General features: G+C 70.0%; 24 protein-coding genes and 3 pseudogenes. 12 read left to right on the top strand and 15 right to left on the bottom strand.

What is annotated here, in order from left to right:
• The first annotated feature begins 148 nt into the window (after positions 1-148).
• Complete coding sequence (locus tag NBY69_RS16555; RefSeq protein ID WP_250301686.1) at positions 149-1402, top strand: extracellular solute-binding protein; 1254 nt, start codon at positions 149-151, stop codon at positions 1400-1402.
• 81 nt (positions 1403-1483) lie between these two features.
• Here NBY69_RS16555 and egtD read toward each other — a convergent pair whose 3' ends face one another.
• The 5 genes from egtD to NBY69_RS16530 all read right to left on the bottom strand — a co-directional run bounded on the left by egtD (position 1484) and on the right by NBY69_RS16530 (position 6403).
• Positions 1484-2455: an L-histidine N(alpha)-methyltransferase gene (gene egtD, locus NBY69_RS16550; RefSeq protein ID WP_250301684.1), complete on the bottom strand. Its 972-nt coding sequence runs from the start codon at positions 2453-2455 to the stop codon at positions 1484-1486.
• The gene (egtC, locus tag NBY69_RS16545) at positions 2452-3207 is read right to left on the bottom strand and encodes an ergothioneine biosynthesis protein EgtC (protein ID WP_250301682.1); all 756 of its coding nucleotides are present in this window, start codon (positions 3205-3207) and stop codon (positions 2452-2454) included. The genes egtD and egtC overlap by 4 nt, the downstream gene beginning before the upstream one ends.
• Complete coding sequence (gene egtB, locus NBY69_RS16540) at positions 3207-4508, bottom strand: ergothioneine biosynthesis protein EgtB (protein WP_250301681.1); 1302 nt, start codon at positions 4506-4508, stop codon at positions 3207-3209. Before egtB ends, egtC begins: the two co-directional genes overlap by 1 nt.
• On the bottom strand, positions 4505-5758 hold the full coding sequence (gene egtA / locus NBY69_RS16535) for an ergothioneine biosynthesis glutamate--cysteine ligase EgtA (protein ID WP_250301679.1): 1254 nt from the start codon (positions 5756-5758) through the stop codon (positions 4505-4507). Before egtA ends, egtB begins: the two co-directional genes overlap by 4 nt.
• 192 nt (positions 5759-5950) lie before the next feature.
• Complete coding sequence (locus NBY69_RS16530) at positions 5951-6403, bottom strand: type II toxin-antitoxin system PemK/MazF family toxin (RefSeq protein ID WP_250301676.1); 453 nt, start codon at positions 6401-6403, stop codon at positions 5951-5953.
• Between the two features lie 71 nt (positions 6404-6474).
• On the opposite strand from NBY69_RS16530, the gene NBY69_RS16525 reads away from it, so the two are divergent.
• From NBY69_RS16525 to NBY69_RS16515, 3 genes are all read left to right on the top strand, one after another.
• Positions 6475-7557 carry a glycosyl hydrolase family 18 protein gene (locus tag NBY69_RS16525; protein WP_250301675.1) on the top strand — a complete coding sequence of 361 codons (1083 nt, stop codon included), beginning with the start codon at positions 6475-6477 and terminating at the stop codon, positions 7555-7557.
• Between the two features lie 140 nt (positions 7558-7697).
• Positions 7698-8882 (top strand): thiolase family protein, encoded by a 1185-nt coding sequence (locus tag NBY69_RS16520; protein WP_250301674.1) that lies wholly within the window; start codon positions 7698-7700, stop codon positions 8880-8882.
• Between the two features lie 248 nt (positions 8883-9130).
• The gene (locus NBY69_RS16515; RefSeq protein WP_250301672.1) at positions 9131-10567 is read left to right on the top strand and encodes an aldehyde dehydrogenase family protein; all 1437 of its coding nucleotides are present in this window, start codon (positions 9131-9133) and stop codon (positions 10565-10567) included.
• Positions 10568-10612: 45 nt separating this feature from the next.
• Here the strand turns inward: NBY69_RS16515 and trxA are convergent, their stop codons facing one another.
• Complete coding sequence (trxA, locus tag NBY69_RS16510) at positions 10613-10978, bottom strand: thioredoxin (protein ID WP_250301671.1); 366 nt, start codon at positions 10976-10978, stop codon at positions 10613-10615.
• A gap of 117 nt (positions 10979-11095) precedes the next feature.
• Between trxA and NBY69_RS16505 the strand changes: the two genes are divergently transcribed.
• The 4 genes and pseudogenes from NBY69_RS16505 (at position 11096) to NBY69_RS16490 (ending at position 15525) form a co-directional block, all read left to right on the top strand.
• Complete coding sequence (locus NBY69_RS16505) at positions 11096-12529, top strand: NAD(P)/FAD-dependent oxidoreductase (protein ID WP_250301670.1); 1434 nt, start codon at positions 11096-11098, stop codon at positions 12527-12529.
• Between the two features lie 57 nt (positions 12530-12586).
• A pseudogene (locus tag NBY69_RS16500) lies at positions 12587-13081 on the top strand (GtrA family protein); the annotation flags it as partial.
• A gap of 244 nt (positions 13082-13325) precedes the next feature.
• A complete protein-coding gene (locus NBY69_RS16495) occupies positions 13326-14525 on the top strand; it encodes a glycosyltransferase family 39 protein (protein WP_250301669.1) in 1200 nt (399 codons plus the stop codon).
• 184 nt (positions 14526-14709) lie between these two features.
• On the top strand, positions 14710-15525 hold the full coding sequence (locus NBY69_RS16490) for an MIP/aquaporin family protein (protein WP_250301668.1): 816 nt from the start codon (positions 14710-14712) through the stop codon (positions 15523-15525).
• A 94-nt stretch (positions 15526-15619) separates the two neighbouring features.
• Here NBY69_RS16490 and NBY69_RS16485 read toward each other — a convergent pair whose 3' ends face one another.
• Entirely contained in the window at positions 15620-16744 is a 1125-nt protein-coding gene (locus NBY69_RS16485; RefSeq protein WP_250301667.1) for an RICIN domain-containing protein, read from the bottom strand.
• Between the two features lie 218 nt (positions 16745-16962).
• On the opposite strand from NBY69_RS16485, the gene NBY69_RS16480 reads away from it, so the two are divergent.
• The 3 genes from NBY69_RS16480 (at position 16963) to NBY69_RS16470 (ending at position 20046) form a co-directional block, all read left to right on the top strand.
• Positions 16963-18597, top strand: a complete 1635-nt coding sequence (locus tag NBY69_RS16480; RefSeq protein ID WP_250301666.1) for an alpha-L-fucosidase — start codon at positions 16963-16965, stop codon at positions 18595-18597.
• Between the two features lie 188 nt (positions 18598-18785).
• Positions 18786-19439, top strand: coding sequence for a ClpP family protease (locus tag NBY69_RS16475; RefSeq protein ID WP_250301665.1), 654 nt, complete (start codon positions 18786-18788; stop codon positions 19437-19439).
• A gap of 1 nt (position 19440) precedes the next feature.
• Positions 19441-20046 carry a ClpP family protease gene (locus NBY69_RS16470; RefSeq protein WP_250301664.1) on the top strand — a complete coding sequence of 202 codons (606 nt, stop codon included), beginning with the start codon at positions 19441-19443 and terminating at the stop codon, positions 20044-20046.
• A 177-nt stretch (positions 20047-20223) separates the two neighbouring features.
• Here NBY69_RS16470 and NBY69_RS37380 read toward each other — a convergent pair.
• From NBY69_RS37380 to NBY69_RS16445, 5 genes and pseudogenes are all read right to left on the bottom strand, one after another.
• A pseudogene (locus tag NBY69_RS37380) lies at positions 20224-20607 on the bottom strand (helix-turn-helix domain-containing protein); the annotation flags it as partial.
• Between the two features lie 89 nt (positions 20608-20696).
• The gene (locus NBY69_RS16460; RefSeq protein ID WP_250301663.1) at positions 20697-21206 is read right to left on the bottom strand and encodes an FBP domain-containing protein; all 510 of its coding nucleotides are present in this window, start codon (positions 21204-21206) and stop codon (positions 20697-20699) included.
• 123 nt (positions 21207-21329) lie between these two features.
• Positions 21330-22211 (bottom strand): endo alpha-1,4 polygalactosaminidase, encoded by an 882-nt coding sequence (locus tag NBY69_RS16455; RefSeq protein ID WP_250301662.1) that lies wholly within the window; start codon positions 22209-22211, stop codon positions 21330-21332.
• A 37-nt stretch (positions 22212-22248) separates the two neighbouring features.
• Positions 22249-22773, bottom strand: a complete 525-nt coding sequence (locus NBY69_RS16450) for a DinB family protein (protein WP_250301661.1) — start codon at positions 22771-22773, stop codon at positions 22249-22251.
• A gap of 97 nt (positions 22774-22870) precedes the next feature.
• The gene (locus NBY69_RS16445) at positions 22871-23272 is read right to left on the bottom strand and encodes a nuclear transport factor 2 family protein (RefSeq protein WP_250301660.1); all 402 of its coding nucleotides are present in this window, start codon (positions 23270-23272) and stop codon (positions 22871-22873) included.
• 286 nt (positions 23273-23558) lie between these two features.
• Here NBY69_RS16445 and NBY69_RS16440 point away from each other — a divergent pair.
• Positions 23559-23813: pseudogene (locus NBY69_RS16440) on the top strand (MBL fold metallo-hydrolase); the annotation flags it as partial.
• Between the two features lie 157 nt (positions 23814-23970).
• On the opposite strand, the gene NBY69_RS16435 reads toward NBY69_RS16440, so the two are convergent.
• Genes NBY69_RS16435 through NBY69_RS16425 form a run of 3 tightly spaced genes read right to left on the bottom strand, consistent with a single transcriptional unit; the run spans position 23971 to position 26634 of the window.
• On the bottom strand, positions 23971-24384 hold the full coding sequence (locus tag NBY69_RS16435) for a heme-binding protein (protein ID WP_250301659.1): 414 nt from the start codon (positions 24382-24384) through the stop codon (positions 23971-23973).
• Between the two features lie 60 nt (positions 24385-24444).
• A complete protein-coding gene (locus tag NBY69_RS16430) occupies positions 24445-25620 on the bottom strand; it encodes a tryptophan 2,3-dioxygenase family protein (RefSeq protein ID WP_250301658.1) in 1176 nt (391 codons plus the stop codon).
• A gap of 3 nt (positions 25621-25623) precedes the next feature.
• On the bottom strand, positions 25624-26634 hold the full coding sequence (locus NBY69_RS16425; RefSeq protein ID WP_250301657.1) for a methyltransferase: 1011 nt from the start codon (positions 26632-26634) through the stop codon (positions 25624-25626).
• Positions 26635-26747 lie beyond the last annotated feature (113 nt).

The raw sequence follows: 26747 nt of genomic DNA, 5'->3' as shown, positions 1-26747 counted from the left end.
TGAACATCAGGAATCGCAAGAGTGTGCGTTCAGTGACTTGACCACGACTATTGGTATGTACCAAAATCCAGCCAACCCGTTCAAGCCGTCAGTGCTTCCCCCACGTCGGGTCATGAACTGTCGTGTCCTTACGTCAGAGGTGACCTCCGTGAAGAACCGTCCCGGTCTGTGCTGCACCGTCCTGCTCACCGCCACCGCCCTCAGCGGCTGCGGCTATCTGCCGGGCACCGGCGGTGACACCAGCACGGTCACTGTCTGGCTGATGAAGGGCAGCGCGTCCGACGGCTTCATCCATGACTTCACCCAGCAGTTCGAGAGCGAGCACAAGGACATCAAGCTGGATGTCCGGATCCAGGAGTGGGGCGGCATCGGGGCCAAGGTCACCGCGGCGCTCCAGTCCGGTGACGGCCCCGACCTGATCGAGGTCGGCAACACCCAGGTCGCGATGTACGCGCAGAGCGGCGGTCTGCGCGATCTCACCCTCGAAGCCGTCCGCGACCTCGGAAGCAAGGACTGGCTGCCGGGTCTCGCCGATCCCGGAAGCATCAACGGCGCGCAGTTCGGCATCCCCTGGTACGCCGCCAACCGCGTCGTCATCTACAACAAGGACCTGTTCAAGGACGCCGGGATCACCAAGCCGCCCAAGACCCGCGCGGAGTGGATCCACGACACCGGGCTGCTCAACCAGGGCGGTCGGCAGGGCATCTACCTGGCAGGGCAGGACTGGTACACCCTCTCCGGCTTCATCTGGGACGAGGGCGGCGAACTGGCCGAGGAAGCGGGCGGGAACTACACCGGCGTCCTCGACAGCCCGGCCGCCCTCCGGGCGATGTCCTTCTACAAGGAACTGCAGTCCCTCGGCGACGGGCCGAGGAACGCGGACGAGGCCCACCCGCAGCAGGCCGACGTGTTCGCGGGTGGCGATGTCGCCCAGATCGTCGCGGTGCCCGGCACCGCCCAGACCATCCTGAAGAAGAATCCGGAACTCAAGGGCAAGCTCGGCTTCTTCCCGATTCCGGGGAAGACGGCCGCCAGACCGGCGGCGGTGTTCACCGGCGGATCGGACCTGATCATCCCCGACAAGGCCCATGACGGTGACGCTGCGGTCAAGGTCGTCGAAGCCCTGGCCGGAAAGAAGTGGCAGACCGAACTCGCCCGGACCATGAGCTACGTCCCCAACAAGGCCGGCCTCGCCGGTGTGGTGCAGGGCGAGGAGGGCACCGCCGCGATGGCCGCGGGCGCCGCGCACGGCAGGGCCACCCCGAACTCGCCGCGCTGGGCGGCGGTCGAGGCGGACAACCCGATCAAGCCCTACATGACGGAGGTCCTCACCGGCCAGGACCCCGAGGCGGCTGCGAAGAAGGCATCGAAGCGGCTCACGGACGAGTTGGTGGACCGCTGAGCGACGTGGCTCACGGACGAGTTGGTGGACCGCTGAGCGACGTGGCTCACGGACGGGCTGGTGGATGGTGAGCGACGCGGCTCACGGACGGGCCGGTGGTCCGCTGAGCGACAGGGCGAACCTGCCCCCGGTGTCCGTCCACCAGTGATGCAGCTCCAGCCCGGCAGCGGCGAGTTCCGTACGGACCCCGTCCTGCCGGAACTTGGCGGACACCTCGGTCCGTACCTCCTCGCCCGCCGCGAACGGCACCACCAGATCCAGTTCGGGAATCTTCACGGTGACTGCCCGGCGTGCCCGCAGCCGCATCTCGATCCACTCGTTCTCCCGGTCCCAGAGCGCGACATGGGCGAAGCCGGCCGGATCGAAGTCGGCCCCCAGTTCACGGTTGATGACGCTCAGGACGTTCTTGTTGAACGCGGCGGTCACCCCGGCCGCGTCGTCGTAGGCAGTCACGAGGACCCGCTCGTCCTTCACCAGGTCGGTGCCGAGCAGCAGGCTGTCGCCGGGTTCCAGCAGATCCCGGACGGACCGCAGGAAGGCGGCCCGTTCGGCGGGCAGCAGATTGCCGATGGTGCCGCCGAGGAAGACGACGAGCCGCGGGCCGGGCGCCGCGGGCAGCGCCAGTTCGCGGGTGAAGTCCGCGATCAGCGCGTGCACGGCGAGGGTGGGACGCTCGGCGAGCAGCGCGTCGGCCGCGGCGGTGAGCGCGCTCCCGCTGACGTCCACCGGAACGTAGCTCTCCAGCTCCGGCAGCGCGTCGAGCAGATGCCGGGTCTTCTCCGAGGACCCCGAACCCAGCTCGATCAGGGTGCGTGCCCCGGTGGCCCGTGCGATCCCGTCGGCGCGGGCGAGCAGGATCTCCCGCTCCGCACGCGTCGGGTAGTACTCGGGCAGCGCGGTGATCTCCTCGAAGAGATCACTGCCACGGGCGTCGTAGAACCACTTGGGCGGCAGGGTCTTGGGCGCGCGCGTCAGGCCGTCGAGGACGTCGGCGCGCAGTGCGGCGTCCGTGGCGTCCTCGGGCAGGGTGCGGGTCAGCAGGAACGGACTCACGCCGTGGGCTCCTTGAGGGGGGTCAGCAGGACTTCGGTGCGGGTGGCCACCAGCAGGGTGCGGTCCGGTGCCTCGCGCCAGGCGGGATCGTCGTCGTACGGCTCGGACGCCACCACCGTGCGGTGACCGGGCTCCACGCGGTACCAGAGGGTGTCGCCCCAGGCGGTGGCGATGATCGCATCGCCGTCGGTCAGCAGCAGATTCAGCCGGGAAGCGGGCGCCGCCTCGGCGAGCTCCGTCACGGTGTCGGCGAGGGCCTGCCCCATCGGGTCCCCCTCGCGCAGCCGGTGCAGGACGAGCGCCCAGACCAGCGCGGAGTCGCAACGCGCCTCCAGGGCGAGCAGTTCGGCGACCGGGAGCGAAGCGGCGAGCGGAGCGGCGCTCGCGGGCCAGCCGCTGACCGCGCCGTTGTGACTGAACAGCCAGCGGCCCGCGGCGAACGGCGCCGCCGCGGCCTCCCCGTCGGCGCCCGCCCCGGTGGCGTCGCGCACCGCGGCGAGCAACGCCCGGCTGCGCACCACCCGGGCCAGATCGGCGAAGGAGAGGTCGCCCCAGATCGGCCCGGCGCGGCGGTAGCGGGCGGGGACCGGATCGTCCTGCGCGTACCACCCGACGCCGAATCCGTCCGCGTTGACCGTGCCGTGGCGCTGACGGCGTGGCTCCCAGGACTGGCGCAGCAGCGCGTGTCCGGGTTTCACGAGGACCTCGCCGAGTGGTTCCGCCGGTCCCAGACAGGCGATATGACGGCACATCAGGCATCCTTCGCGGTACGGAAACCGGAGAAGATCTGACGGCGCACCGGCAGGTCCCAGTTGCGGAAGGTGGCCCGGCAGGCCACCTCGCCCACGGCGAAGGCGCCGCCGCGCAGCACCTTGTGGTCCGGGCCGAAGAAGACTTCCGAGTACTCCCGGTAGGGGAAGGCGACGAAGCCGGGATAGGGCAGGAAGTCGCTGGACGTCCACTCCCACACGTCACCGATCAACTGGCGTGCACCGGACGGTGCTCGGCCCTCCGGATAGCTTCCTGCCACGGCGGGGCCGAGGTGCCGCTGGCCGAGATTGGCCCGCTCGGGGGTCGGGTCGGCGTCGCCCCAGGGGTAGCGGTACGACGTGCCGGTCGCGGGGTCGTGCCGGGCGGCCTTCTCCCACTCCTCCTCGGACGGCAGCCGCCGCCCGGCCCAGCGGGCGTACGCGTCCGCCTCGTACCAACTCACGTGCAGCACCGGCTCGTCGAGCGGCACGGGCTCCACCGCGCCGAACCGCCGGCGCAGCCACTGGCCGCCCTCGCGGTGCCAGAAGAGCGGCGCGCCGAGCTCCTGCCCGCGGACCAGGTCCCAGCCCTTCGCCTGCCACCAGCGCTCCTCGCGGTACCCGCCGTCCTCGATGAAGTGCAGGAACGCGCCGTTGGTCACCGGGGTGGTGTCGATATGGAAGGCCGGTACCAGGCGCTGGTGCGCGGGCCGCTCGTTGTCCAGCGCCCACGGCTCCGTCGAGGTGCCCATGGTGAACGGGCCGCCGGGCACCAGGACTTCGCCGGGGAGCCCGGCGGCATCGGTGGACGGCGGCGGGGGAGCGGTGAGCGCGACCGGGCCCCGCCGCAGCTGATGGGTGATCAGCATGGTCTCGTCGTGCTGCTGTTCGTGCTGGGCGATCATGCCGAACGCGAAGGCCGCGTCGACCAGGGGACGGCCGTGCAACGGAGTGTTCTCCAGTACGTCGAGGACCCGGCCGCGTACGTCCGAGGCGTAGCGGCGCGCCTCGGCCGGGGGCAGCAGCGGCAGCGAGGGGCGGGTCGCCCGCGGGTGCTCGAAGGCGTCGTAGACCGAGTCGATCTCCGGGCGCATCGCCTCCCGGCCCGCGACCGCCCGCAGGAGCCACTGCTCCTCCTGGTTGGAGATGTGCGCCAGGTCCCAGACCAGCGGGGACATCAAAGGCGAGTGCTGGGCGGTGAGTTCATCGTCGTCGACACAGTCCGTCAGGGCGCTGGTACGGCTGCGCGCCGTGGTGAGCGCGTCCAGCGCGGTCCGGCGCAGCGCCGTCGGGTCGGCGGTCATCGGCAGTGTTCCTTCCCCTGGTCGGGATCGAGCAGGTCGTCGGCCGGGCAGCGGCCCCGTACGACATAGCGGTCGGCGAACGAGGCGACCGCGTCCTGCACCGCGACGCCGGCGCCGAGCCGGGGGAGTGCCTCCAGCGCGGCGTCGAAGCAGGCCGCGGCTGCCGCCCGCAGTTCCGGGTCGGCGAGTCCGGACCTGGCGGCGGTGACCCAGAGCGGATTGCAGGGGGCGGGAGCCCGACCTGCCGTCTCCGCGAGGGGTTTGACGGCCCGGTACACCGTCTCGGCCGCCGCCGGGTCGTCGAAGAGCGCGGTGGTCACCGCCAGCGGGACGATCCACCCGTCCTCACCGGACTGGGCGTCGATCATGCGCAGTTCGAGATGGCCACGGGGGCGTACCGGAGGGAACAGCGTGGTCAGGTGGTAGTCGAGGTCCTCGCGGGTCGGCGGCCGGGGCAGGCCCGTGCGCAGCCAGTCGCGGAACGACAGGTCCTCCGGCACCGGCCAGGGGCCCTGTTCGGCGCGGATGCACATCACCGGGGCGTCCAGGACGTGCGCCGCCCAGGCCTCCCGCGGCTCCCGGTCGCCGGGCGGCGCCAGGGAGCGGACCGGGTCGAGATCCGCCCACTGGGACTGGCGGGTGGAGAGCCAGCCGGTGCGACGGCGCTGGCGGTGCGGGGAGTTGGCGAACGCGGCCACCAGCACCGCGCCCAGCAGATGGGCCAGCTGCCAGCGCCTGCCATAGCCGAGCGGCCCCGGCTCCGCGTGCCCCGCGTCCAGACAGACCTGGATGGAGGCCGAACCGCACATCATGGCGCGGCCCGCGGTCCCGTTGCGGTCCAGGCAGATCTCCATCGCGTCGTACCGCGGCTCACGCAGCAACCTGCGCGGAGGATGCCAGGGGTCCTGGCCCAGACCGGTCAGCACCAGGTCCGAGCCGCGCAACGAGGCGCGAACGGCGTCCAGATCCGCGGAGACGGACTCGATGCACTGTGTCAGGGAAGCGGCGGGAAGCGAGCTGAGCTCCAGCTGGCCGCCGGGTTCGAACGTGAGAGCCGAAGAGAGAGGCAGCGCCCGCACCGCGGTGTACGCCTGCTCGATCCGGGCCTCGGACAGAGGGATGTGTGGCCGGTACCGGTCGTGGACGAGCCATTCGAGCTCGACACCGACGGTCCGGGGCGGGCCCGTCTTGAAGCAGATACATCGAAGCAGATGCTCCGCGTCCGCTTCGGTGAGCAGGGGTGGGGGCATGATCGGCTCCTCGTTCCGAAGACACCTTCCGGCGTCCTCCGGTCGCCTTTCGGAGAACGCTCCGTTCCACCTAAGCCACTGTCGATCGTCCGCACAAGTGCGCCCCGGGAGACCGGATCGTTCACGGGTCCACGGTGCCCGACAGGGCCCCACCCGGCCACCCGGGTGCGGCCCTCGGTGCGATCACGCAGGTCAGCGCCAGCCGTAGCGCTCCCTGAGTCGTTCCACGACGGCGTCGAACCGCGGCCGGTCGAGCGCGCACGCCTCACGCCGCATTCCGTCCTCGTACACCCGCAGGACCCGGTCCAGGTCGACCCAGGACTCCCGGCCCTCGCGGTCCCAGGGCCCGGCCCCGATCGCCAGCCACTCCCGGTCGCGGTCGTGCGGCTTGCTGGAGAGGCGTACCGCGAGCAGGGTGCCGGCCTCCTCCCTGGCCACCACCAGGACCGGACGGTCCTTGCCGCGGCCGTCGTTCTCCTCGTACGGCACGAAGGCCCAGACGATCTCGCCGGGGTCGGGAGCGCCGTCACGGTCGGGGGCGTAGGAGGTCCGGACGGGGCCGATGTCGCGGGGCTCGGCCTCGGTCGTGGCGGTCGGGCCGGAGCTGCCCGGCAGATCGGTGCGGTCACCCTGATACGTAGTCATCCGGGTCACGTGAGAGCCTGGACGGACCACTCCGCGGGGCGGGACCTCCGACCGGGCTCCAGGCTCGGGCCATGCCCCTGCCGCGTACCTCCCGTCGGGCGCTCCGCCCGGTGTCCGCCCTGGTGTCCCTGCTGCTTGCCGCCCTGCCCGCGACCACGGCGCTCTCGCCCCCGCCGGACGCCCCGGCCGCCGGACCGGTACCCCGTACGGCGTCGGCCTGGCTCCCGTACTGGGACCGGGAGAACGCCTACCGGGACGCGCTGCGCCACGCCGGCCAACTGCACACCGTGAGCCCCTTCTGGTACAGGACCGCGGCGGCCGACCGCATCGAGGGCCACCCGGGCGCCGGTGACGCCCGGATCGTCGCGGGGCTGCACCGGGCCGGGATCGACGTGGTGCCCACCGTCATGGACATGGACACGATGAAGCCGGGCGAGCTGGCGGCGATCCTCACCACGCCCGGCCTGCGCTCGGCACAGATCAGCACGCTGGTGCGGCTCGCGAACAGCCACGGATACGACGGCGTCGACCTCGACTACGAGACCATCGCCCCGACGCCCGATGCCGCGTACCGGAAGGTGCGTGCCGCCTTTGCGGAGTTCGTGACCGAGCTCTGCGCCGCCCTCCACGCGAGGCACAAGCAGTGCGTCGTCACGGTCTCGCCGCAGACCGCCACCACCGGCCGCATCTGGGACTACGCCGCGATCGGCCGCGCCGCCGACCGGATGCGGATCATGGCGTACGACCTCCACTGGTCGGGCGGGGAACCCGGACCCGTGTCCGGCACCGGCTGGTACGACCGGATCCTGCGGCGGGCCACGGCGCTGGTGGCACCCGCGAAGATCGAGATGGCGTTGCCCGCGTACGGATGGGACTGGCGCGCCGACGGCACCCGCCCGGCGCGCCACGTGACGTGGAAGGAGGCGGAGGCGCTGCGCCGCAAGGTGGGCGCGCCCTACGCGCTGGACCCGGCCTCCGGCACTCCGCACTTCACGTACGACGAAGGGCCGGTGTCCAGGACGGTCTGGTACGAGGACGCCCGCGGGATCGGTGTGCAGCTGGCCCCGCTCCGGAAGTACGGGGTGCGCAACACTTCGCTCTGGGCCCTCGGGTTCGAGGACCCCGGCCTGTGGAAGGTGCTCGCACGGGGCTGACCGGGCGGACGGGGTTCCGCTTCCCCGCGGGTTCCCGTCCGGTGCCCCGTTGACAGGGGCCGGAGTTGGACAGACACTCGGGCAGCAGCCATTCATGAACAATAGTTCACTGGGCGAACAGTGCGCGTGGGAGAGATTCGATGAGTATCCGCGACGTCTACATCGTCGACGCAGTCCGTACGCCGGTCGGGAAGTTCGGAGGGGCGCTCTCCGCGGTACGTCCCGACGACCTCGCGGCCCATGTCGTCAAGGCGCTCGTGGACCGAACCCCGGACCTCGACCCGTCGCGCATCGACGACGTGTACTTCGGCGATGCCAACGGCGCGGGCGAGGACAACCGCGACGTGGCCAGAATGGCCGTACTCCTGGCCGGACTTCCGGTCTCCGTGCCCGGTGTCACCGTCAACCGGCTGTGCGGCTCCGGGCTCGAAGCCGTCATCCAGGCGGCCCGCGCCATCGCGCTCGGCGACGCGTCCGTGGCCGTCGCGGGCGGGGTCGAATCCATGTCCCGGGCGCCCTGGGTGGTCCAGAAACCCGAACGCGCCTTCCCGGCCGGACACCAGCAGATGCACTCCACGACGCTGGGCTGGCGGATGACCAACCCGCGGATGCCGCAGGAGTGGACCGTCGCCCTCGGGGAGGGCGCCGAACTCGTCGCCGACAGACACGGCATCACCCGCGCCCAGCAGGACGCCTTCGCGCTGGCCAGCCACGGCAAGGCAGCCGCCGCCTGGGACGCGGGCCTCTACGACGGTGAGGTCGTCCCGTACGACGGCGCCACTCTGTCGCGCGACGAGTGCATCCGCGCGGGGTCGAGCATGGACGCCCTCGCCGGGCTGAAGCCCGTCTTCCGCGCGGGAGGCACGGTCACCGCGGGCAACGCCTCCCCGCTCAACGACGGCGCGGCGGCGCTGCTGCTCGTCGACGACGAAGGGCTGCGGGCCACCGGCCGTGAACCCCTCGCCCGCATCCGGGCGTCGGCAGTCACCGGAATCGAGCCGCAGCTCTTCGGGCTCGGCCCGGTGGAAGCGGTCCGGCGGGCCCTGGCGAAGGCGGGCAAGGGTTTCGGTGACCTCGCCACCTTCGAACTGAACGAGGCGTTCGCCGCGCAGGCGCTCGGCTGCCTCGCGGAGTGGCCGGAACTCGACCCGGCCCTCGTCAACCCGCGCGGCGGCGCCATCGCCATCGGCCATCCGCTCGGCGCCTCGGGTGCGCGGCTCGCCGGATCCGTGGCGCACCAACTGGCCGCCGCCGGTTCCGGAACGGGACTCGCCGCGCTGTGCATCGGCGTCGGCCAGGGCCTCGCGCTCGTACTCGAACGCTGACGGCCGGGGTCGGACCGCACCGAACTCGCGTCGAAGCGGCCGGACTTGGGGTCGGGCGCAGGTGCGTGAGGGCGTTCCTTCCCCGGGCCGACCTTCCCCGGACGGACTGGTTACGATGCTGCACGCGGGCGCATCGGCAGCGTGTTCGATCCGGGCGGGTTCTGCGCGCCTGCGCAGCGCTGATGACCCGCCGTCCGAGCCACGAATGATCCGCTACCGAGCTGTCATTGAGCCGCTGGAGATGTGCGATGCCCCTGCTCGACCCCAAGACCTGGCAGCCCCGGAAGCTCAGCGGCGATGAATCCCCCGTCATCGAGCCCGCCACCGGGGAGACCCTCGCCACGGTCGTCCTCGCCACCGCCGAGGACGTCGCCCCGGCCGCCGAGGCCGCGCACCTCGCGCAGGGTGCCTGGGCGCGAACCCCGCACTTCCTGCGCGCCGCTGTCCTGCGCAAGGCCGGTGACCTCTTCACCGCACACGCCGAGGAACTGAGCGAGTGGCTGGTCCGCGAATCCGGCTCGATCCCCGGCAAAGCCGCCTTCGAGCTGCACGTCGCGGCGCAGGAGTGCTACGAGGCCGCGGCTCTCGCCTCCCGGCCCACCGGCCAGGTGCTGCCCAGCGAGGAACCGCGTCTCTCCTACACGCGGCGGGTCCCGGTCGGGGTCGTCGGTGTCATCGCACCGTTCAACGCACCGCTGATCCTCTCCATCCGGTCCGTCGCCCCCGCCCTGGCCACCGGCAACGCCGTACTGCTCAAGCCCGACCCGCGCACCGCCGTCTGCGGGGGAATCTCCCTCGGTGCGGTCTTCGCCGAGGCCGGTGTGCCCGAAGGGCTGCTGCAGATCCTGCCCGGCGGCGCCGAAGCAGGCCAGGCGCTGATCGCCGACCCCCGTGTCCCGGTCATCTCCTTCACCGGCTCCACCGCGGCGGGCCGGGCGGTGGGCGCCGCTGCGGGCCGGCTGCTCAAGCGGGTGCACCTGGAACTGGGCGGCAACTCGGCCCTCGTCGTACTGGAGGACGCAGACATCGAGGCGGCCGTCGCCCAGGCGTCCTGGGGTTCCTTCTTCCACCAGGGCCAGATCTGCATGACCACCGGACGCCACCTCGTCCACGCGTCGCTGTACGAGGAGTACGTGGAGCGGCTGGCGGCCAGGGCCGAATCGCTCGCCGTCGGCGACCCCTACCGCGAGCAGGTGCACCTGGGCCCGGTCATCGACAGGGCCCAGCTCGGGAAGATCCACGAACTGGTACGGGCGAGCACGGCCCGTGGCGCCGAACTCGCCGCCGGAGGCACCCACCAGGACCTCTTCTACCGGCCCACCGTGCTCGCGGGCGCCGACGACCACACGCCCGCATACACGGAGGAGGTGTTCGGGCCCGTGGCACCCGTGCGCTCCTTCGCCACCCTCGACGAGGCCGCGTCCCTGGCCGCCGCAGGCCCGTACGGTCTCTCCCTGTCCGTCATCACCAGGGACACCGCACTCGGTCTGGAACTGGCGGAACGCATCCCCACCGGGATCGCCCACATCAACGACCAGACGGTCAACGACGAGGCGGTCGCACCCTTCGGCGGAGTGGCGGCCTCGGGGACGGGAGCGCGATTCGGAGGTGAGGCCAATCTGGACGCCTTCACCGAACTGCGCTGGACCACCGTCCGCCGGGAGCCGCCCGGCCATCCCTTCTAGGACCTGCCGGCCGGTCTCCGCCGGGCCCCCGACGGAGACCTGACGTCACGCGTTCTTCGCGTCCTCCACCGACTTGCGGACCTCGTCCATGTCCAGCGCGCGCGCCTGGCCGATCACATCCTCCAGAGCGGCTTCCGGCAGCGCGCCGGGCTGGGAGAAGACCGCGACATTGTCACGCACGATCATCAGCGTGGGGATGGACCGGATCTCGAAGGCCGCGGCCAGTTCCTGCTGCGCCTCCGTGTCGACCTTGGCGAAGACCAGATCGGCATGCCGCTCCGAAGCACCCTCGTAGACAGGGGCGAACTGACGGCACGGTCCGCACCAGGAAGCCCAGAAATCGATGAGGACGAAATCGTTGTCGCTGACGACGTCGTCGAAGTTTTCCTTGGTGAGTTCCACCGTGCTCATACTGTGCCCGCTTTCTCTGACTGACCGGTGTATTCGCCCGCGTCAACCGTCGCGTCCGCTGTCGTATTCCGACTGCCCATGTGGCCGCCCCGCACACCCCGTATCAAACTGGCTTGCATGACGGATCGCATGGAAGACAGGGCGTACGACGTGGTGGTCCTCGGCGCGGGCCCGGTCGGCGAGAACGTGGCGGACCGGGCCAGAGCCGCGGGGCTCAGCGCGGCGGTGGTCGAGAGCGAACTTGTCGGTGGTGAGTGTTCCTACTGGGCCTGCATGCCCAGCAAGGCGCTGCTGCGCCCGATGACCGCGCGCGCCGACGCACGGAAGGTTCCCGGACTGCGCGAGGCCGTCCAGGGCCCGCTCGACGTACCGGCCGTGCTCGCCCATCGTGACGCGTACGCCTCGCACTGGAAGGACGCCGGCCAGGTCGCCTGGCTGGACGCCATCGGAGCCGACCTCTACCGCGGACACGGGCGTCTGCAGGGCAAGAAGACGGTCGCCGTGACCGCCCCCGACGGCGGAGAACAGGTACTGACCGCACGGCACGCGGTGGCCGTGTGCACCGGCTCCCGGGCAGTCGTGCCGGACCTTCCCGGACTCGCGGACGCCCGGCCGTGGACCAGCCGCGAGGCGACCAGCGCCCAGGCCGTGCCCGGACGGCTGGTGGTCGTCGGAGGGGGAGTGGTGGGCGTCGAGATGGCCGCCGCCTGGCAGGCTCTCGGCTCCCGGGTGACCATGCTGGTGCGCGGCGGCGGACTGCTGCCGCGGATGGAGCCCTTCGCCGGTGAACTGGTCGGCGCGGCGCTCACCGAAGCGGGCGTGGACATCCGTACCGGTACGTCCGCCGCGTCCGTCCAACGGGACAACGGGCCGGTGACCGTGGTGCTGGAGAGCGGCGAACGGATCGAGGCCGATGAAATCCTGATCGCCACCGGCCGGGCCCCACGCTCCGAGGACATCGGCCTGGACACGGTGGGCCTGGAAGCGGGTTCCTGGCTGGCCGTGGACGACAGCTGCCGGGTGGAGGGCAGTGACTGGCTCTACGCCGTCGGAGACGTCAACCACCGGGCGCTCCTCACCCATCAGGGCAAGTACCAGGCCCGCATCGCCGGTGCGGCGATCACCGCGCGGGCCCAGGGCGTCCCCCTCCTGGAGACGGACCGCTGGGGAGCCCACTCCGCCACCGCCGACCACGCCGCGGTGTCCCAGGTGGTCTTCACCGACCCGGAGGCGGCCTCGGCCGGGCTGACCCTGGCCGAGGCGGAGAGCGCGGGCCTGCGCGTCCGGGGCGTCGACTACGACATGTCGGGGGTGGCCGGAGCGGGGCTGTACGCGGACGGCTACCGAGGACACGCCCGGATGGTCGTCGACCTGGACCGGGAGGTGATCGTCGGCGCGACCTTCGTGGGCCCGGGAGTCGGCGAACTGCTCCACTCGGCGACGGTGGCGATCGCGGGCGAGGTACGGGTCGACCGGCTGTGGCACGCGGTGCCCGCGTATCCGACGATCAGCGAGGTATGGCTGCGGCTGCTGGAGACCTACCGCGGATGAACCGTACGGGGGGCGACAACTCAGGGCGAGCATCTTCACGCTGAAGGTTGACGAACTATGAGCCAACGGGTCGCTGCGCATTCTCGTACAGATGAGTGTACGGACGGGCTTCACCGGGAAGTCGCCAAATTCGTGACGGTCGGGGCCGCGGGAGTTGCCGTCAATCTCGTGGTGTTCAATCTGGCCCGCCATTTCGCCCATCTGCAGGTGATCCGGGCCGGAGTCGTCGCGACCGTGGTCGCGATCGCCTTCAACTACGTGGGATTCAAATACTTCACCTACCGGCACAGAGGAAGGCAGCAGCGTACGCGGGAGATCGCCCTCTTCGTCTTCTTCAGCCTGATCGGGCTGGTCATCGAGAACGGCATTCTCTACATGGCGACGTACGGCTTCGGCTGGGACAGTACGTTGCAGAGCAATATCTTCAAGTTCCTCGGTATCGGTGTCGCCACGCTCTTCCGCTTCTGGTCCTACCGGACCTGGGTGTTCAAGGCGCTGCCGAAGAGCGAGGGCGCGGATTCGGTTCCGGCCGATGCCCGTGGCGGGGACGCCCGAAGGCGATTAGGACCTGTCCGGCCGATCTTCGCCGGGCCCGGGGCGTCTGATACGGCACCTCGCCGCGTTGCCGAAGTGCCCACAGGAAACCACCCTGCGGACACTTCGGCGCCTTGCGATGCACCGCACCAGACGCCCCGGGCTGACCCGACAAGACCGGCCGGGCAGGTCCTGGGACCTGCCCGGCCCGGAGCGAGCCGAATGCGTGGGCAACTCGTCGGACCTACGGCAGAGGTGAGCTGTGCCCGCTGATCCCGCGACGCATCCGCCGCTGTCCCCGCCCCGGGGACACGCGCCCCCTCCGTTCCACCGGCTGGCCGGGGCGCTGCGCAGGGCGGCTCCGGCGCTCCTGCTCTACGTGGTGGTGCGGCTCGCAGGCATTGTCGTGGTGGCGATCGTCGCCCACCACACGGGCCGGTCGATGTGGTCGGCGCTCGGCAATTCCTGGGACAGCCGGTGGTACGCGGGCATCGCCCAGCACGGTTACGGCACCACGCGCCCCTCGCGGATCCCCGGCATCGTCCGCAGCGACCTCGCCTTCTTCCCGCTCTTCCCCGGCCTCGAACGGGCTGTCACGGCGCTCGTCCCGGTCAGCCTGGTCGTCGCCGGACTGACGGTGGCCTGGGTCTCGGCCGTGTTCGCGGCCTGGGGCATCCACGCCGTCGGTGAGCGGCTCTACGGCCGCCGGGCAGCCACCATGCTCGTCCTGCTCTACGCGGTGCTTCCGCACGCCGTCGTCATGACCATGGCCTACAGCGAGCCGCTGATGACCGCGCTGGCCGCGTGGTCGCTCTACGCCCTGCTCACCCGCCGCTGGCTGTGGGCGGGCTCCCTCGCCCTGCTCGCCGGGCTCGCCCGGCCCAGCGGCATCGCCGTTGCCGCTGCCGTGCTCAGCGCGGCGCTGATCGTGCTGTGGCAACGGGAGGGTGCCCGGCGCGACTGGCGGATCTGGACCGGCGCCCTCCTCGCGCCGCTCGGCTGGCTCGGCTACGTCGCCTGGGTGGGCACCCGCTCCGGCGGACCGCTCGGCTATTTCCGGATCCAGCGCGAGTGGGGCTCCCGCTTCGATTTCGGCCGGAGCGAACTGGACTTCATCCGGCGGCTCGTCACCGACGAGGGCGGGACTCCCCATCTGGCCTACTACATGGGCGTGGCCGGAGTCCTCGTCGCGGTACCGGCGCTCGTCCTGCTCATTCTCGACCGCCCGCCGCTTCCCCTGCTCATCTACACGCTCGTGCTCTTCGTGCTCGCGGTCGGCGGCTCGCACTACTACTCCTCCAGACCGCGATTCCTGCTCCCCGCCTTTCCTTTGCTGTTTCCCGCCGCACGGGCCATGGCGAAAGCCAGGCCGCGTACGGTCGCTGTTCTGACGGGCAGCCTGACGGTACTTTCGCTGACGTACGGCGAGTACCTGCTGTTGTTCTCCACCACCGCCCCGTGAGCGATATCGGCCGCTGATCCGGCGTCCGGCCGCACCCGGCTGCCCGTCATGGCTTGCGGAGGAGCCACCGCCGAAGTCGAATGGGCACACCGGCGAGAGCTTCGGTGATTCGGTATCAGTCCGCGGCCCGTCCCCTTGCTTTCGGCCGCACTGCTCGGCCCGGACCGTCTGGAGGCAGATGTTCATGGCAAAAGGCCTGAAGAGAACGGGTCTGGTCAAAGAGCTGTCCGCGGAATTCGCGGGCACGTTCATCCTCATCCTTTTCGGGGCGGGAGTCGTCGCCCAGGTGGTCGCGGCGGGTCTCGGAGACCACGACAGCATCGCCTGGGCCTGGGGCCTGGGTGTCACCTTCGGCGTCTATGTCGCGGGCCGGATCAGCGGCGCCCACATCAACCCCGCGGTCACGCTCGCCTTCGCCGTCTTCAGGGGATTCTCCTGGCGCAAGGTCGTTCCCTTTGTGACAGCGCAGACCGCCGGTGCGTTCGCCGCCGCTCTGCTGGTCCGCTGGAACTACACGGAGGTGCTGGCGAAGTTCGACCCCGGGCACACTCTGAAGACACAGTTCGTCTTCTCCACGCTGCCGGGGAACGGAACCCTGCCGGTGAGTGAATGGGGCGCCCTGCGCGACCAGATCATCGGTACCGCGATCCTGCTCTTCGTGCTCTTCGCACTGACCGACGCACTGAACGACCCGCCCCTCGCCAACCTGGGACCGCTGCTCATCGGGCTGCTCATCGTGGCGATCGGCATGGCGTTCGGCGCCGACGCCGGATACGCCATCAACCCCGCACGTGACCTCGGACCCCGGTTCGCGAGCTTCATCACCGGGTACCGGGGCGCCTGGCGGGACCAGTACGGCAATCTCTACTTCTGGGTCCCCATCGTCGGCCCGCTGATCGGTGGTGTGCTCGGGGCCGCGGTGTACAAGTTCCTGATCGGGCGCTATCTCCCCGGGCTCAAGGGGCAGGAGGCCGGCAGGATCCCGACTGCTGACAACTGACCTCCCGGCAGTGACGAGCACCCGGCCACGGTGCCCGCCGCGCAGCGCGCGGTGCACCACGGCCGGGTGCTCGTCACGAAGGGTGTGAGGGCCCTCAGGCAGGGGTGTTCCACTGCTGGTTGGCGCTGCCCTGGCAGGTGTACACGATCAGCTCGGTGCCGTCGGCGCTGCCGCCGCCCGAGGCGTCGAGACACTTCCCCGATCCCGTGTTGACCAGGGTGTTCCCCGTGCGCTTCCACTGCTGGGCGGTGGAACCGTCACAGGACTTGAGCTGGACGTCCGTGCCGCTGACGGCCATGCACTTGAAGAACGCGTGCACCGTGCCGTCACCGGCGAGTACCCAGTTCTGCATGTCGCCGCCGCTGCACGTCCACAGCTCCAGCGGGGTGCCGTCGGCGCTGTTGCCGCCCGTGATGTCGACGCACTTGCCGCCCGTGCCGGTGATGGACCCCGACGACGAGTTGCCGATGCCGTCCTGGTGAACACTGCCGCCACTGGGTGTGGTCACCGCGGCGTACGGGTCGCAGGTGCCGCTCTTCGACGTGCCGCTGACGGAGGCCGTGACGCCGCCACCGCTGGTCGACGTTCCGGTGGGCAGATCGAAACGGGCCTGGGAGAAGGGCTCGTCCTGGCAGGTCGCGGCGTTGTTGTTCCAGTCGAAGTACTCCACCCAGTCGGTCATCCCGCCCGCGGCCACCTGCGCGCCCGAACCGATCTGAAGGCTGCCGAGGATGAACGAGGTCCCGGCCGTGGTGTCGGAGATCGTCGCCTGGTACCAGCCGTCGGTTGCGGCGGGCTCGATGTGGTACGCGTAACGGTGCCCGGCCGTGAACTTCTGCTCGGAGCGGCAGGTGTATCCGGTGCCGCTCTCGTCGAAGGTCTGGCAGTACGTACCTGCCGAGCCGGCCTTGGCGGCGGTGGAGCCCCAGAGCGAGAACAGGAACATTCCGTTCCCGGTGCGCCAGCGCTGTTGTCCGATGTATCCGCCGACTCCATTGGTGAAGCCGAACTGGTGCGACCAGAAGACATTGCCACGCCCGGGGTCGGACTGCACGGTCGTGGCGAAGGTGACATCCGTGAGGGAAGTGGTCCCGGACGGGAAGCCGTAGTTGGTGTAGGTGCCGGGGGTCGAACCGCCTGCCTGAGCGGGCCCGGCCAAGCCCAGACAGGCGGCGAGCGCGAGTACGGCGATGGTGCAGAGTGCTTTGACACGGAGCACGGTGTCTCCTCCGTCGAACGTGGATGATGGCATGTTCACGTCGAGAGTGGTCTCTCGGGGAGCCGTCGCGGGATGGACTTTCCGAACGGGCAGATGGACTCTTCTCATTCGACACCCCGACGGTGGGCGGGAGTTGAGAGGCTGCATTCCGTAGAACATCCGATGAATACGGAACAGGAACCCGCGTCTCACGCTCACTGACACCGGAGGACCCGCCCATGGCTCTCAGCCGCCGCCTCTTCGTCACCGCACTCGCCGCAGTCTCCACCACGGCCGGTACGTCCCTGCTCGGCCCGGACGCCTGGGCTGCGGCCCGGGTCCGCTCCGTACCTGTCGAACCGGGCTACCGGATCCCGGTCGGCCCGGACGACACACCGGACCAACTCGTCGCCAAGGCGGCCCGACTCCGCCCGACGGAGCGTCAGATAGCTTGGCAGCGCCTGGAGAAGACGGCCTTCCTGCACTTCGGGGTGAACACCTTCACCGGCCTCGAATGGGGCACCGGCGACGAGGACCCCGATGTGTTCCAGCCGGTCGGACTCGACACCGACCAGTGGGCACGGGCGCTGCGGGACGGCGGCTTCGAGCTGGCCATCCTCACCGTCAAGCACCACGACGGCTTCGTCCTCTACCCCTCCCGCTACACGGAACACAGCGTCGCCTCCAGCAGCTGGCGCAGCGGCGGGGGTGACGTACTGCGCTCCTTCGCCGACTCCATGCGGGCCCACGGGATCAAGGTCGGCGTCTACATCTCCCCGGCCGACGAGAACCAGTACCTGCACGGCGTCTACGCCAACGGCAGCGCCCGCACCACCCGCACGGTCCCCGCCCTCGTCGACGGGGACGACCGGGCAGGAAAGAAGCTGCGGACCTTCGAGCTCCAGGCCACCGACTACGGCGCCCACATGCTCAACCAGCTCTACGAAGTACTCACCGAGTACGGGCCGGTCGACGAGGTCTGGTTCGACGGAGCACAGGGCCGGATCCCCCCGGAGAAGGTCGAGCGCTACGACTGGGACAGCTGGTACGAGGTCGTCCGCGCCCTCGCCCCCGGCGCCTCCATCGCGGTGTCCGGCCCCGACGTGCGCTGGGTCGGCAACGAGGGCGGGCTGGCACGCGAGAACGAGTGGAGCACCATCCCGGTGGCGGAGACGGACTACGGCCGCACCGACTACGCCCTCGCCTACGACGCCCCCGACCAGGGCAGCCGTGACGCGCTCGCCGCGTCGCGGTCCGTGGCGCAGTACCTTCAGTGGTGGCCGGCCGAGTGCGATGTCTCCATCAGGCCCGGCTGGTTCTACCACGCGGACCAGCAGCCCAAGACGGTCGAGCAGCTCACCGACATCTACATGAGATCGGTCGGCCGCAACTCCGTCCTGCTGCTGAACATCCCACCGGACCAGCAGGGCCAACTCCCCGCAGCGGACGTCGCCGTGCTGCGGGCCTTCCACGAGCGCATCGGCAGCGAACTGCCCGAGGACCTCGCGCACCGGACGCGGGCCTGGGGCGACGGGCGCTCCCCGGCCCGCGCGGTCGACGGGGACCCGGACACCGCATGGACCGCGCCCGCCGCGTCGAAGGGCACCCTGTACGTGGACCTCGGCCGTTCCCGCGAGGTCGACCGGATCCGCCTCGCCGAGGACATCCACCACGGTCAGCAGGTCGAACAGGTCGTCGTCGAGGCCCGTACGGCACAGGGGTGGACGCAGATCGCCGAAGTCGGGACCATCGGCGCGAACCGCATCGTCCTGCTGCCCGCCCCGGTCACCGCCCAGCAGTGGCGGCTGCGCGTGACGGGCTCCCGACTGCCCGCGCACATCGCTGAGTTCGGCCTCTACCGCTCGCAGGTCTGAACAGCCGGACGCCGCACCTCCAGAGGGGCCCTGAGCAGTGCCACGGCCCACGCCGTCCGTCCGGCGTGGGCCGTCGCTCTGCCCTCAGCGAATCTGCTGCGGGCCGAGAAAGCCGAGGTGGACGCCCGATCGGACCGAGAGTGGTGAGGAGCGCGGCAACGGCAGCCGCACCACCACAAGGAGGACCGATGCGCACTCTCATCACCGGCGCGGACCCCGCACCCGCCCCGCGGGCGAGCGAGGAAGACACCCCCGCGACACGGTTCGACGACCATCTGGCCGCGCAACTTCTCATGCAGCGGATCGTCTTCCTCGGCACCCAGGTCGACGAGGTCTCCGCGAACCGGGTCTGCGCCCAGCTCCTGCTCCTCTCGGCGGAGGACCCGCGGAGCGACATCAGCCTGTACATCAACAGCCCCGGCGGCTCGGTGACAGCCGGGCTGGCGATCTACGACACGATGCGGCTGATCCCGAACGACGTCTCCACCCTCGCGATGGGATTCGCCGCGAGCATGGGCCAGTTCCTGCTCACGGTCGGGGAGCCCGGGAAGCGCTTCGCGCTGCCGAACGCGCGGATCATGATGCACCAGCCGTCGGCCGGGATCGGCGGGACGGCCGCCGACATCGCGATCCAGGCGGAGAACCTCGAATTCACCAAGAAGGCCATCGAACGGATCACGGCCGAGCACACCGGCCAGAACGAGGAGACGATCTCCCGGGACGGTGACCGCGACCGGTGGTTCACGGCCGAGCAGGCCAAGGAGTACGGAATGGTCGACCATGTCGTCGAGTCGCTGGACGACGTCCGGCCGGCCGGTACGCAGCGACGGATCGGACTCTGACATGAGCCAGTACACGATTCCCACGGTCGTCGAACGGACCGCGCAGGGCGAGCGGGCGTACGACATCTACAGCCGGCTGCTCTCCGAGCGGATCATCTTCCTCGGCACCGAGATCGACGACGGCGTCGCGAACGTGGTGATCGCGCAACTCCTCCACCTGGAGTCGTCGAGCCCCGACACGGAGATCGCGATCTACATCAACTCGCCCGGCGGATCCGTCACTTCGCTCATGGCGATCTACGACACGATGACCTTCATCACCTCACCCGTCTCGACGTTCTGTGTCGGGCAGGCGGCCTCGACCGCTGCGGTACTCCTGGCCGGGGGAGACCCGGGACGGCGCTTCGTCCTGGACCACGCCAGGGTGCTGCTGGGACAGCCGGCGAGCGGCGGTCAGCAGGGGACGGTCTCGGACCTCAGCCTGCGGGCCAAGGAGATGCTCCGGATCCGCTCCGAGATCGAGGACGTCCTGGCCCGGCACACCCACCACGACATCGCGACACTCCGCGCGGACATGGACCGGGACAAGGTCTTCACCGCGCACGATGCCGTGGCGTACGGCCTCGCCGACCAGGTCCTCAGCCGGCGCGCCGGAGGGCGATTCTGAGACGCGGCGCCGGCCGGGGCTCCGGGAGGGGCGCGGTCAGGCGGCCAGGCGCACGTTCCCCTGCCGGGACACGGCGGACGGTCCGGCGTAACGGCTGCTCAGCCGCGTCACGGAGGTCACGGAGGTCACGGCGCCGTCCCGGCCGCCCGAAGCGAGAGCGCGTCCGGAACTGCGGCCGGGCGCCGAGGTAACAGGGGCCGGGGCGGTGCGGGGCCCGGCGTGTCCCGGCCGGGCGGGACCGGTGAGGCGGGCCAGCTCGCGCTGGCCCAGGGCGAGGAGGTCACCGAGTCCCAGCCCGAGGGCGCGGGCCGCAGCCGCGAGGACTTCGGACGAGGCCTCCTTGCGCCCGCGCTCCAACTCGGAGAGGTACGGCATCGAGATCCGGGCCGCGTCGGCCACATCCTTCAGCGTGCGTTCCTGGGCGAGACGCTCGCGACGCAGGACGTCACCCACGACGTCACGCCACAGCGGCTCCTTGGCCTCGGAGGGCGGCACCGGCGCGGCGGCGACAACCGGGCGCAGAGGAAGGACGCGGGCTTGGTTCGACGCGTGGCTGCTCACTCCTCCAGACTAGGAGCGATGTGCCCGGCAGGGCGACAGCAGCGTTCTGCCCTCGGCGAATTCGCCCCGAGCCCCGCCCCGCCCCGGCCTCAGACCGAGGGTCCGGCGACCTTCGCGACGAAGCCGTTGAGGTTGTCCATGGTGCGGGTCACCCTCTCTTCCAGAGTGAGTGTCTCCTCGTAACGGCCCGCCCGGAGTTTGGGCTGCCGCTTGCCGCGGATGTACAGCGAGCACGCGAGGTCCTCGCAGAGGTAGATGCCCACGGAGTTGCCCTCCCGCCCCCGTTTACCCGCCAGGGGTGCCACGAGAAGGTTCACACCGGACGAGGCGTGGCTGGTCAGGCAGACCTGGCAGATGCTGGACTTCACGGCGCTGGCCGACTTGGCTCCGGGGACCCGGAAGGTCACGCCGATCGGGCCGGATTCCCGAGGTACGACGACATGGGCCCGCAACGGGGCTCCAGGATCGACCCAGCCGAGGAAGTCCAGGTCCGGCCACGGCAACTCGCCGAAGTCGAGAGGGAGCCGAAGCCGGCTTGCCTCGCCCTTCGTGCAGTTGACGAACGACGAGCGGATCTGATTCTCACTGAGCGGTTCCACGAGCGGGACCATACAGGGCGTCCCCGACACGGACATCCGCATTTCTCCGCGCCCACCGGGAACCGGCCGCCGCACCACCGGACGGCGCTGAGCGGCCCCGCGCGAAACAGAACCTCGGCCCCGTCAGCAGGACCGGAAGACGTAACCCTTCCGACCGGCACGGCGCACATCGATGTCACGGTTCACGACGGACAGCTTCGACCCCCACGCGGAACAGCTCTTGTCGAAGTCGCTCCTGCTGTACTCGATGACGAACACGCGATCGGCGTAGGCCTTGGCGTACGTGCCGCATTCGTCGTAGTGACCGCATTCCTCCGCCACGGCGAAGTCGAATCCGATCCCGGCGTGCTCGGAGGTGAGATCGGCGGTGTTCTTCTGGCCGATCGCGAGCCCGGCGCTGTGCGCACGCCGGGCCAGCAGCCTGGCGAAGGCAGCGTTGTCCGCCCGGGACAGCCCGCCCTCCGCGCGCTCGTACGAGTCGAGATTGTCCGGCTCGACGGCTTGGAAGCCGTGCGCCGCGCAGCCGTCGATCCAACCACCCACGATCTCCGCGAGCTGGGCGCGGTGGGCGGCCGTCGAGGTGTCCAGCAGCGCCTCGTCCCAGTCCTCGTCCGTGACCGGTCTGCCGTCGTCGTCGCGCAGCAGCAGGTCCGGATGGTGGTGTTCCCACCAGTCCAGCGCGTCGGGTTGAGCCTGGAAGGCGTTGACGTAGCAGACGTTGTACAGGCCTTCGGCAGGCTTGTCACCACGGTCCCGGGCGACGGCCTCCGTCCCGGCCGGCGGCGGGTAGGCGCCTCCGATCTGGTAGTCGAAGGCCATACCGGCCGTGGGTGCGACCACGGACCGGGCCGGTTTCTCCGCGGCGGGGGCCGCACCGTCGGGAGAGCTGTCGGCCAGGGTGTGGCACAGCAACAGACCCGCTCCGAGAGCGGCTACGGAGACCACCGCCATGCCGACGACTGCGCCCCTGCGGCGGAAGAGCGGGGGTCGGGCGAACTCGGGCACACGTACTCCAGTGCAAGTGGTGGTCGGACACCCGCTGTCAGACGCCGGTGCGGCCGTCGATGCGTTCGCGGACGAGATCGGCGTGGCCGTTGTGCCGGGCGTATTCGGCAATCATATGAACGTAGATCCAGCGCAGCGTCACCTCGCCTCCCATGTAGGGGCTGGTGCCGTCCAGTGCGCGTGAGGCGCAGTTGCCGCGAGCCAGTGAGACCTCGGTGTGCCAGGTGGCGAGGGCTGTCCCGAAGGAGCCGTCGTCGGTGAGGTCGAACCCGCCGTCGAACCTGCCGTCGGACCGGCCGGAGTCGGATTCGGACGGATAGATCGGCGGGGCTTCTTCCCCGACCAGCACGCGGCGGAACCAGTTCCGCTCCACCTCCGCCATGTGCTGGACGAGGCCGAGCAGGGTGAGGGGCGACGGCGCCACGGAAGCCTGTCGCAGCTGTTCTTCGTCGAGGTCCTGGCATTTCATCGCGAGCGTGTCGCGGTAGAAGTCGAGCCAACTCTCCAGCGTGGTCCGCTCATCGCCGTTCAACGGGGGCATGGTGCGCTCGCTTGCAGTCATGATCTGCATCATGCCAGCGGGGTACGACAACTCCCTTGGCAGAGAGCGACAGGCCGGGCCGGGCCCGCGCCGGACCGAACGACCACTGACCGCCGCGTCATGCCCCCAGAGGCTTGCGCCGGGCGAGGACCGTGCGGTGAGTGATGCGCCAGCCCTGCGGACCGCGGACGATCGTGTCCTCGTACATAGCGCTTCCGCATGTTCCGTCCGCGTTCACGCCGATCCCCTTCGACCGGGCGTGCACCAGGTCCCCGGTCGCCGGTGTGAGGACGATGTTCGTCACATGGTGAGCTACCGGGTTCGCCTCGCCGAGCGCGAGCGCCGCCTGCTTGATGGCTGCTACTCCCCGCAGTGGGGCCTGGCCGAAGTCCGTGACGTCGTACACCACATCGGCGGTGAACAGTTCTTCCAGACGGTCCAGTTCTCCCGCGTCGATCAGATGGCCGTGCATGGAGATCAGATCGGTGATCGCGTCGCGGTCCTCTGCGGCCAGCTCCATGACGGTCCTTTCGTCGTGGGGCCTCTGGACAGGCTCGGAGCCCCCGGACATCAACAGCGGCCCGAGGATAGCCGACCGGAACGCGCGGGCGAGCCGGGTGGCTCCGGATACGGGGATCCGTACGCGATCCGAAGCCGCCTTCCTCCCCTCGAGGAGATGTGTAAATCGGGAAAGTCGGCCCATTTATGGCATATGGGCGAATTCGACCATGCCGACAAGTCAGACTTCGACGACGCGGAGCGGGGCTTAAACAGAGCCTGTTCGAGGTGATCGACGGCATCTACCAGGTCTCTACCAGGTCCGGAACCTGGACCTGTCGAACCTGACACTGGTCGAGGGCGACACAGGTGTCGTCGTCATCGACCCCCAGATCTCCGCCGAGACCGCGTCGGCGGCGCTCGCGCTGTACCGCGAACACCGCGGTGACCGCCCCATGACCGGGCTGATCTACACGCACTCGCACGGCGACCACTTCGGCGGCTTGCTCGGCGTGCTGCCGCACGGCCACGCCCCGGTTCCGGCTTCCGGAACTCATGGATACCCGTCGCGACCGCCATCGCCGTCATGGCGCTGATCAGTGCGGTCTGTCCGGCTGCTTTCCGTCCGGGCACCGCCGCAGCCGACGCGGACGGGCACGTGGTGCAGAGCGGCGTCTCCCTCCCGTGGTTCGCGGGAGGGAGACGCTGTACGTACTCGGGTCAGCCCGCCGCGGCAGCCGCACCCGCCTCAGCGATGGGCTCGTCCTCGCCCTTGGTCCCGCCGGCCACACCGATGGCTCCCGCGATCGCTCCGTCGACGAAGATCGGGATGCCGCCGGGGAGCAGCGCGGAACCCGGCTGTGTGGCCATGGTGGCGAGCAGGATGGGGTCCTGCGCGGCGAACTTGGCGAAGGCCACCGTGGGCAAGCCGAGCCCGGCTGCCGTGATCGCCTTGTGGGTGGCGACGTTCGTGGACCAGAACGTGGCGGTGTCCATACGGGCGAGAGTCTGGAGATTGCCGCCGCTGTCCACGACAGCGACGGTGACGGCGACCTTCAGGTTCGCTGCCTGTGCCAGTGCGGCGTCCAGGACTCGACGGGCGACCTCGGCGGACAGTACCGGAGAAGTGGTCACGGAATGGCTCCTGTTGTTGTGGTGTCGTTTCTCGGGACGGGGGAGTAGGGGGATCGAGTTTTACCGGAGGGCGAAGCGGAACATGGCCTCATTGAGCGGTCCCGGCGTTCCGGGGAGGCAACTGTCTTTGTCCACGAACCTTTTCAGGTACCCCGCTCCTTCGGTCCCACCGGATCCCTTGAGTTGACGGGGAAGATACAGTCGGCCGAAGCCGTAGTGCCGTCCCCGCCAGGTCATCAGTGAACGCTCCACCGTAGCGAATGCGGCGCTCAACTCCGGGGAATCAGAGGCCAGAACAGCTCCCCGGAGTGACCAATGGGCCCGATAGGGTGGATCGTTCAACATGCGCAGATGATCGATTCGTTCGAACACCTCGGATTTCCGGGGGTCGTATCCGAACAGCGCCAACTCCATCAGGTGAAAATTCAATGACTGCACCGCGCTGGCAGCCCCGGTGGCCTCTCGGAAGTTCATGAACTGCTCGGGCGAGAGCGTCCTGAGGGCATGGAAAATCCCCTTGATCAGCTCGGAGCACGCAGCCACCTGACCGATACGGAACTGGGCTTCCTCCCGGTCGCCGGAGTTCATGGCGACGATCGCCCGACAGGCGGTCCACCGGGAAAGATAGAAAGCGAGTTCGCACGCATGAACGGAGCGCAGAAAGATGTGCTCGTTGTCGTCATCGGATTGCGTGAACGCCGTGCACCGGGTGAGTACGTACAGCCGCCACCGCAAAGCCGCGTCGGTCCCGGCACCGTGGGCGACATCGGCCCCGTGCACCGGCCCCACCGGGTTGATGACCACGTCGTCCACCTGCCCGATCACCGCGTGCAGCCGGGCAAGTCGCTCCGGCAGGTAGGGAAGAGCGCCGGGCCGGACATCTTCCCGCGCCTGTTCCCAGGCGGCCAGATCGGCGAGGGTCGCGCGCATGGCAAGCGTCACGGCCGCGACCGGATCCTCCCCGTACGGTGCGAGGAACCAGTCGTAGACATGGAGACTGGTGTAGCGGTAGTACTCGGGAATCCGCTCACTCCGGCTGAACGGCCGGGTCAGCAACCGGATCGTTTCCGCTTCCGTTGCGTGGCCGTCCACCGCCACGGCCTCGTACGATCCCGCCAGTCGATCGCGCTCGGATTCGGTCAGCGCGGCCCGGCCGCGGGTGCTCTGGAGTCTGGCTATGTTCTCGGCGTCGCCGGGCAGGCTCGGTCCGGTCGGCTCGGTCGGCGTGCCGTGCATGGGTCAGCCCCCGTCCTCTGCTGAACGGCCGACGACAAGGTGCTTCTCGCGGCTGGAGCGGCGCACCTCGCAGTCGACGAAGCCCGATGCGTGCAGCAGATCCAGGAATTCACCAGCGGTTCGGTGCCGGCCCCGGGTTTCGACGTGCATGGAGAGGTTCATCACCGCCGTGGCCAGCGGTCGGTGACCGTCGTCGTCGAAGAGCCGATCCATCACCAGCACCCGACCGCCGGGTTCGCAGGCCCGATGCGCCTTGCGCAGCAGCTCCAGACAGGTGGCGTCGTCCCAGTCGGAGAGGATGTAACCGAAGGCGAGGCAGTCACCCCCGGGCAGCTGGTCGCGGAAGAAGTCCCCGGGTGCGAAGGAGAGCCGGTCGCCGAGGCCGTAGTCCTCCCGGGTCCGCGCGAGGTGAGGTGCCACATGCGGCAGGTCGAAGACGGTGGCGTGGAGCGCCGGCGTACGGAGCAGCGCGGAGACCGAGAACGGACCGTTCGCCCCGCCGACATCCACCAGCCGGCGGACCCCACGCAGCCCGGCGAGCTCCACCAGTTCACCCGAGACGTCGAAGCTCAACTGCCACATGGCACGGAGAAAGTCGGCCACCGACCCGGCGTCCGCGTACATCGCCTCGAAGGGGGCGGGGAGCGCTGCGTCCACCGACGCCTTGCCTTGTGACAGATAGGCGTCCAGTTGCGGCATCCGACCGGCGGTGCTGGTGACGAGATGCCCGACGAACGCGCCGGCATAGCGGGAATGGGCCGGGTCCAGATACGGAGCGGATTCCGTGGGCACCAGGTACCGGCGGTGGCTGTCCTCGTCCAGGACCCCGAACGCACGGAGCGCGATGAGTAGCCGGCCGAGAGTCTCCTCGGCGGCCCCGGTGCCGGCGGCGACCTTCTCGGTACTGCTCGCTCCGTGCTCGATCAGAAACGCGAATACGCCATGCCGGTCGGCCAAGTGAACGGCATGGGTGGCGTGCATGCCGAATACCGCCCGTTCCAGCGTCTCGGGCATCCCGCTTTCGGTCCGCTCCGGCAGTGCGCCGCCCACCGGGAATTGTGGTGCGGTGCGACATGAGTCCAGGTTGCCGAGGCCGTCTTGTGCAGCGTGCCCCACTGCTGCCCCCT

This window comes from Streptomyces sp. A 4/2 (assembly GCF_940670765.1).
Classification (GTDB): domain Bacteria; phylum Actinomycetota; class Actinomycetes; order Streptomycetales; family Streptomycetaceae; genus Streptomyces.
The sequence above is the reverse complement of the archived record's forward strand: the minus strand, read 5'-3'. Positions and strand labels throughout refer to the sequence as shown.

Coding starts and splice junctions, on each gene's coding strand:
- egtC (WP_250301682.1), bottom strand. CDS start 3,207: ATGTGCCGTCATATCGCCTGTCTGGGACCGGCGGAACCACTCGGCGAG.
- egtB (WP_250301681.1), bottom strand. CDS start 4,508: ATGACCGCCGACCCGACGGCGCTGCGCCGGACCGCGCTGGACGCGCTC.
- egtA (WP_250301679.1), bottom strand. CDS start 5,758: ATGCCCCCACCCCTGCTCACCGAAGCGGACGCGGAGCATCTGCTTCGA.
- NBY69_RS16530 (WP_250301676.1), bottom strand. CDS start 6,403: ATGACTACGTATCAGGGTGACCGCACCGATCTGCCGGGCAGCTCCGGC.
- NBY69_RS16525 (WP_250301675.1), top strand. CDS start 6,475: ATGCCCCTGCCGCGTACCTCCCGTCGGGCGCTCCGCCCGGTGTCCGCC.
- NBY69_RS16520 (WP_250301674.1), top strand. CDS start 7,698: ATGAGTATCCGCGACGTCTACATCGTCGACGCAGTCCGTACGCCGGTC.
- NBY69_RS16515 (WP_250301672.1), top strand. CDS start 9,131: ATGCCCCTGCTCGACCCCAAGACCTGGCAGCCCCGGAAGCTCAGCGGC.
- trxA (WP_250301671.1), bottom strand. CDS start 10,978: ATGAGCACGGTGGAACTCACCAAGGAAAACTTCGACGACGTCGTCAGC.
- NBY69_RS16505 (WP_250301670.1), top strand. CDS start 11,096: ATGACGGATCGCATGGAAGACAGGGCGTACGACGTGGTGGTCCTCGGC.
- NBY69_RS16490 (WP_250301668.1), top strand. CDS start 14,710: ATGGCAAAAGGCCTGAAGAGAACGGGTCTGGTCAAAGAGCTGTCCGCG.
- NBY69_RS16480 (WP_250301666.1), top strand. CDS start 16,963: ATGGCTCTCAGCCGCCGCCTCTTCGTCACCGCACTCGCCGCAGTCTCC.
- NBY69_RS16475 (WP_250301665.1), top strand. CDS start 18,786: ATGCGCACTCTCATCACCGGCGCGGACCCCGCACCCGCCCCGCGGGCG.
- NBY69_RS16470 (WP_250301664.1), top strand. CDS start 19,441: ATGAGCCAGTACACGATTCCCACGGTCGTCGAACGGACCGCGCAGGGC.
- NBY69_RS16450 (WP_250301661.1), bottom strand. CDS start 22,773: ATGACTGCAAGCGAGCGCACCATGCCCCCGTTGAACGGCGATGAGCGG.
- NBY69_RS16445 (WP_250301660.1), bottom strand. CDS start 23,272: ATGGAGCTGGCCGCAGAGGACCGCGACGCGATCACCGATCTGATCTCC.
- NBY69_RS16430 (WP_250301658.1), bottom strand. CDS start 25,620: ATGCACGGCACGCCGACCGAGCCGACCGGACCGAGCCTGCCCGGCGAC.
- NBY69_RS16425 (WP_250301657.1), bottom strand. CDS start 26,634: ATGCCCGAGACGCTGGAACGGGCGGTATTCGGCATGCACGCCACCCAT.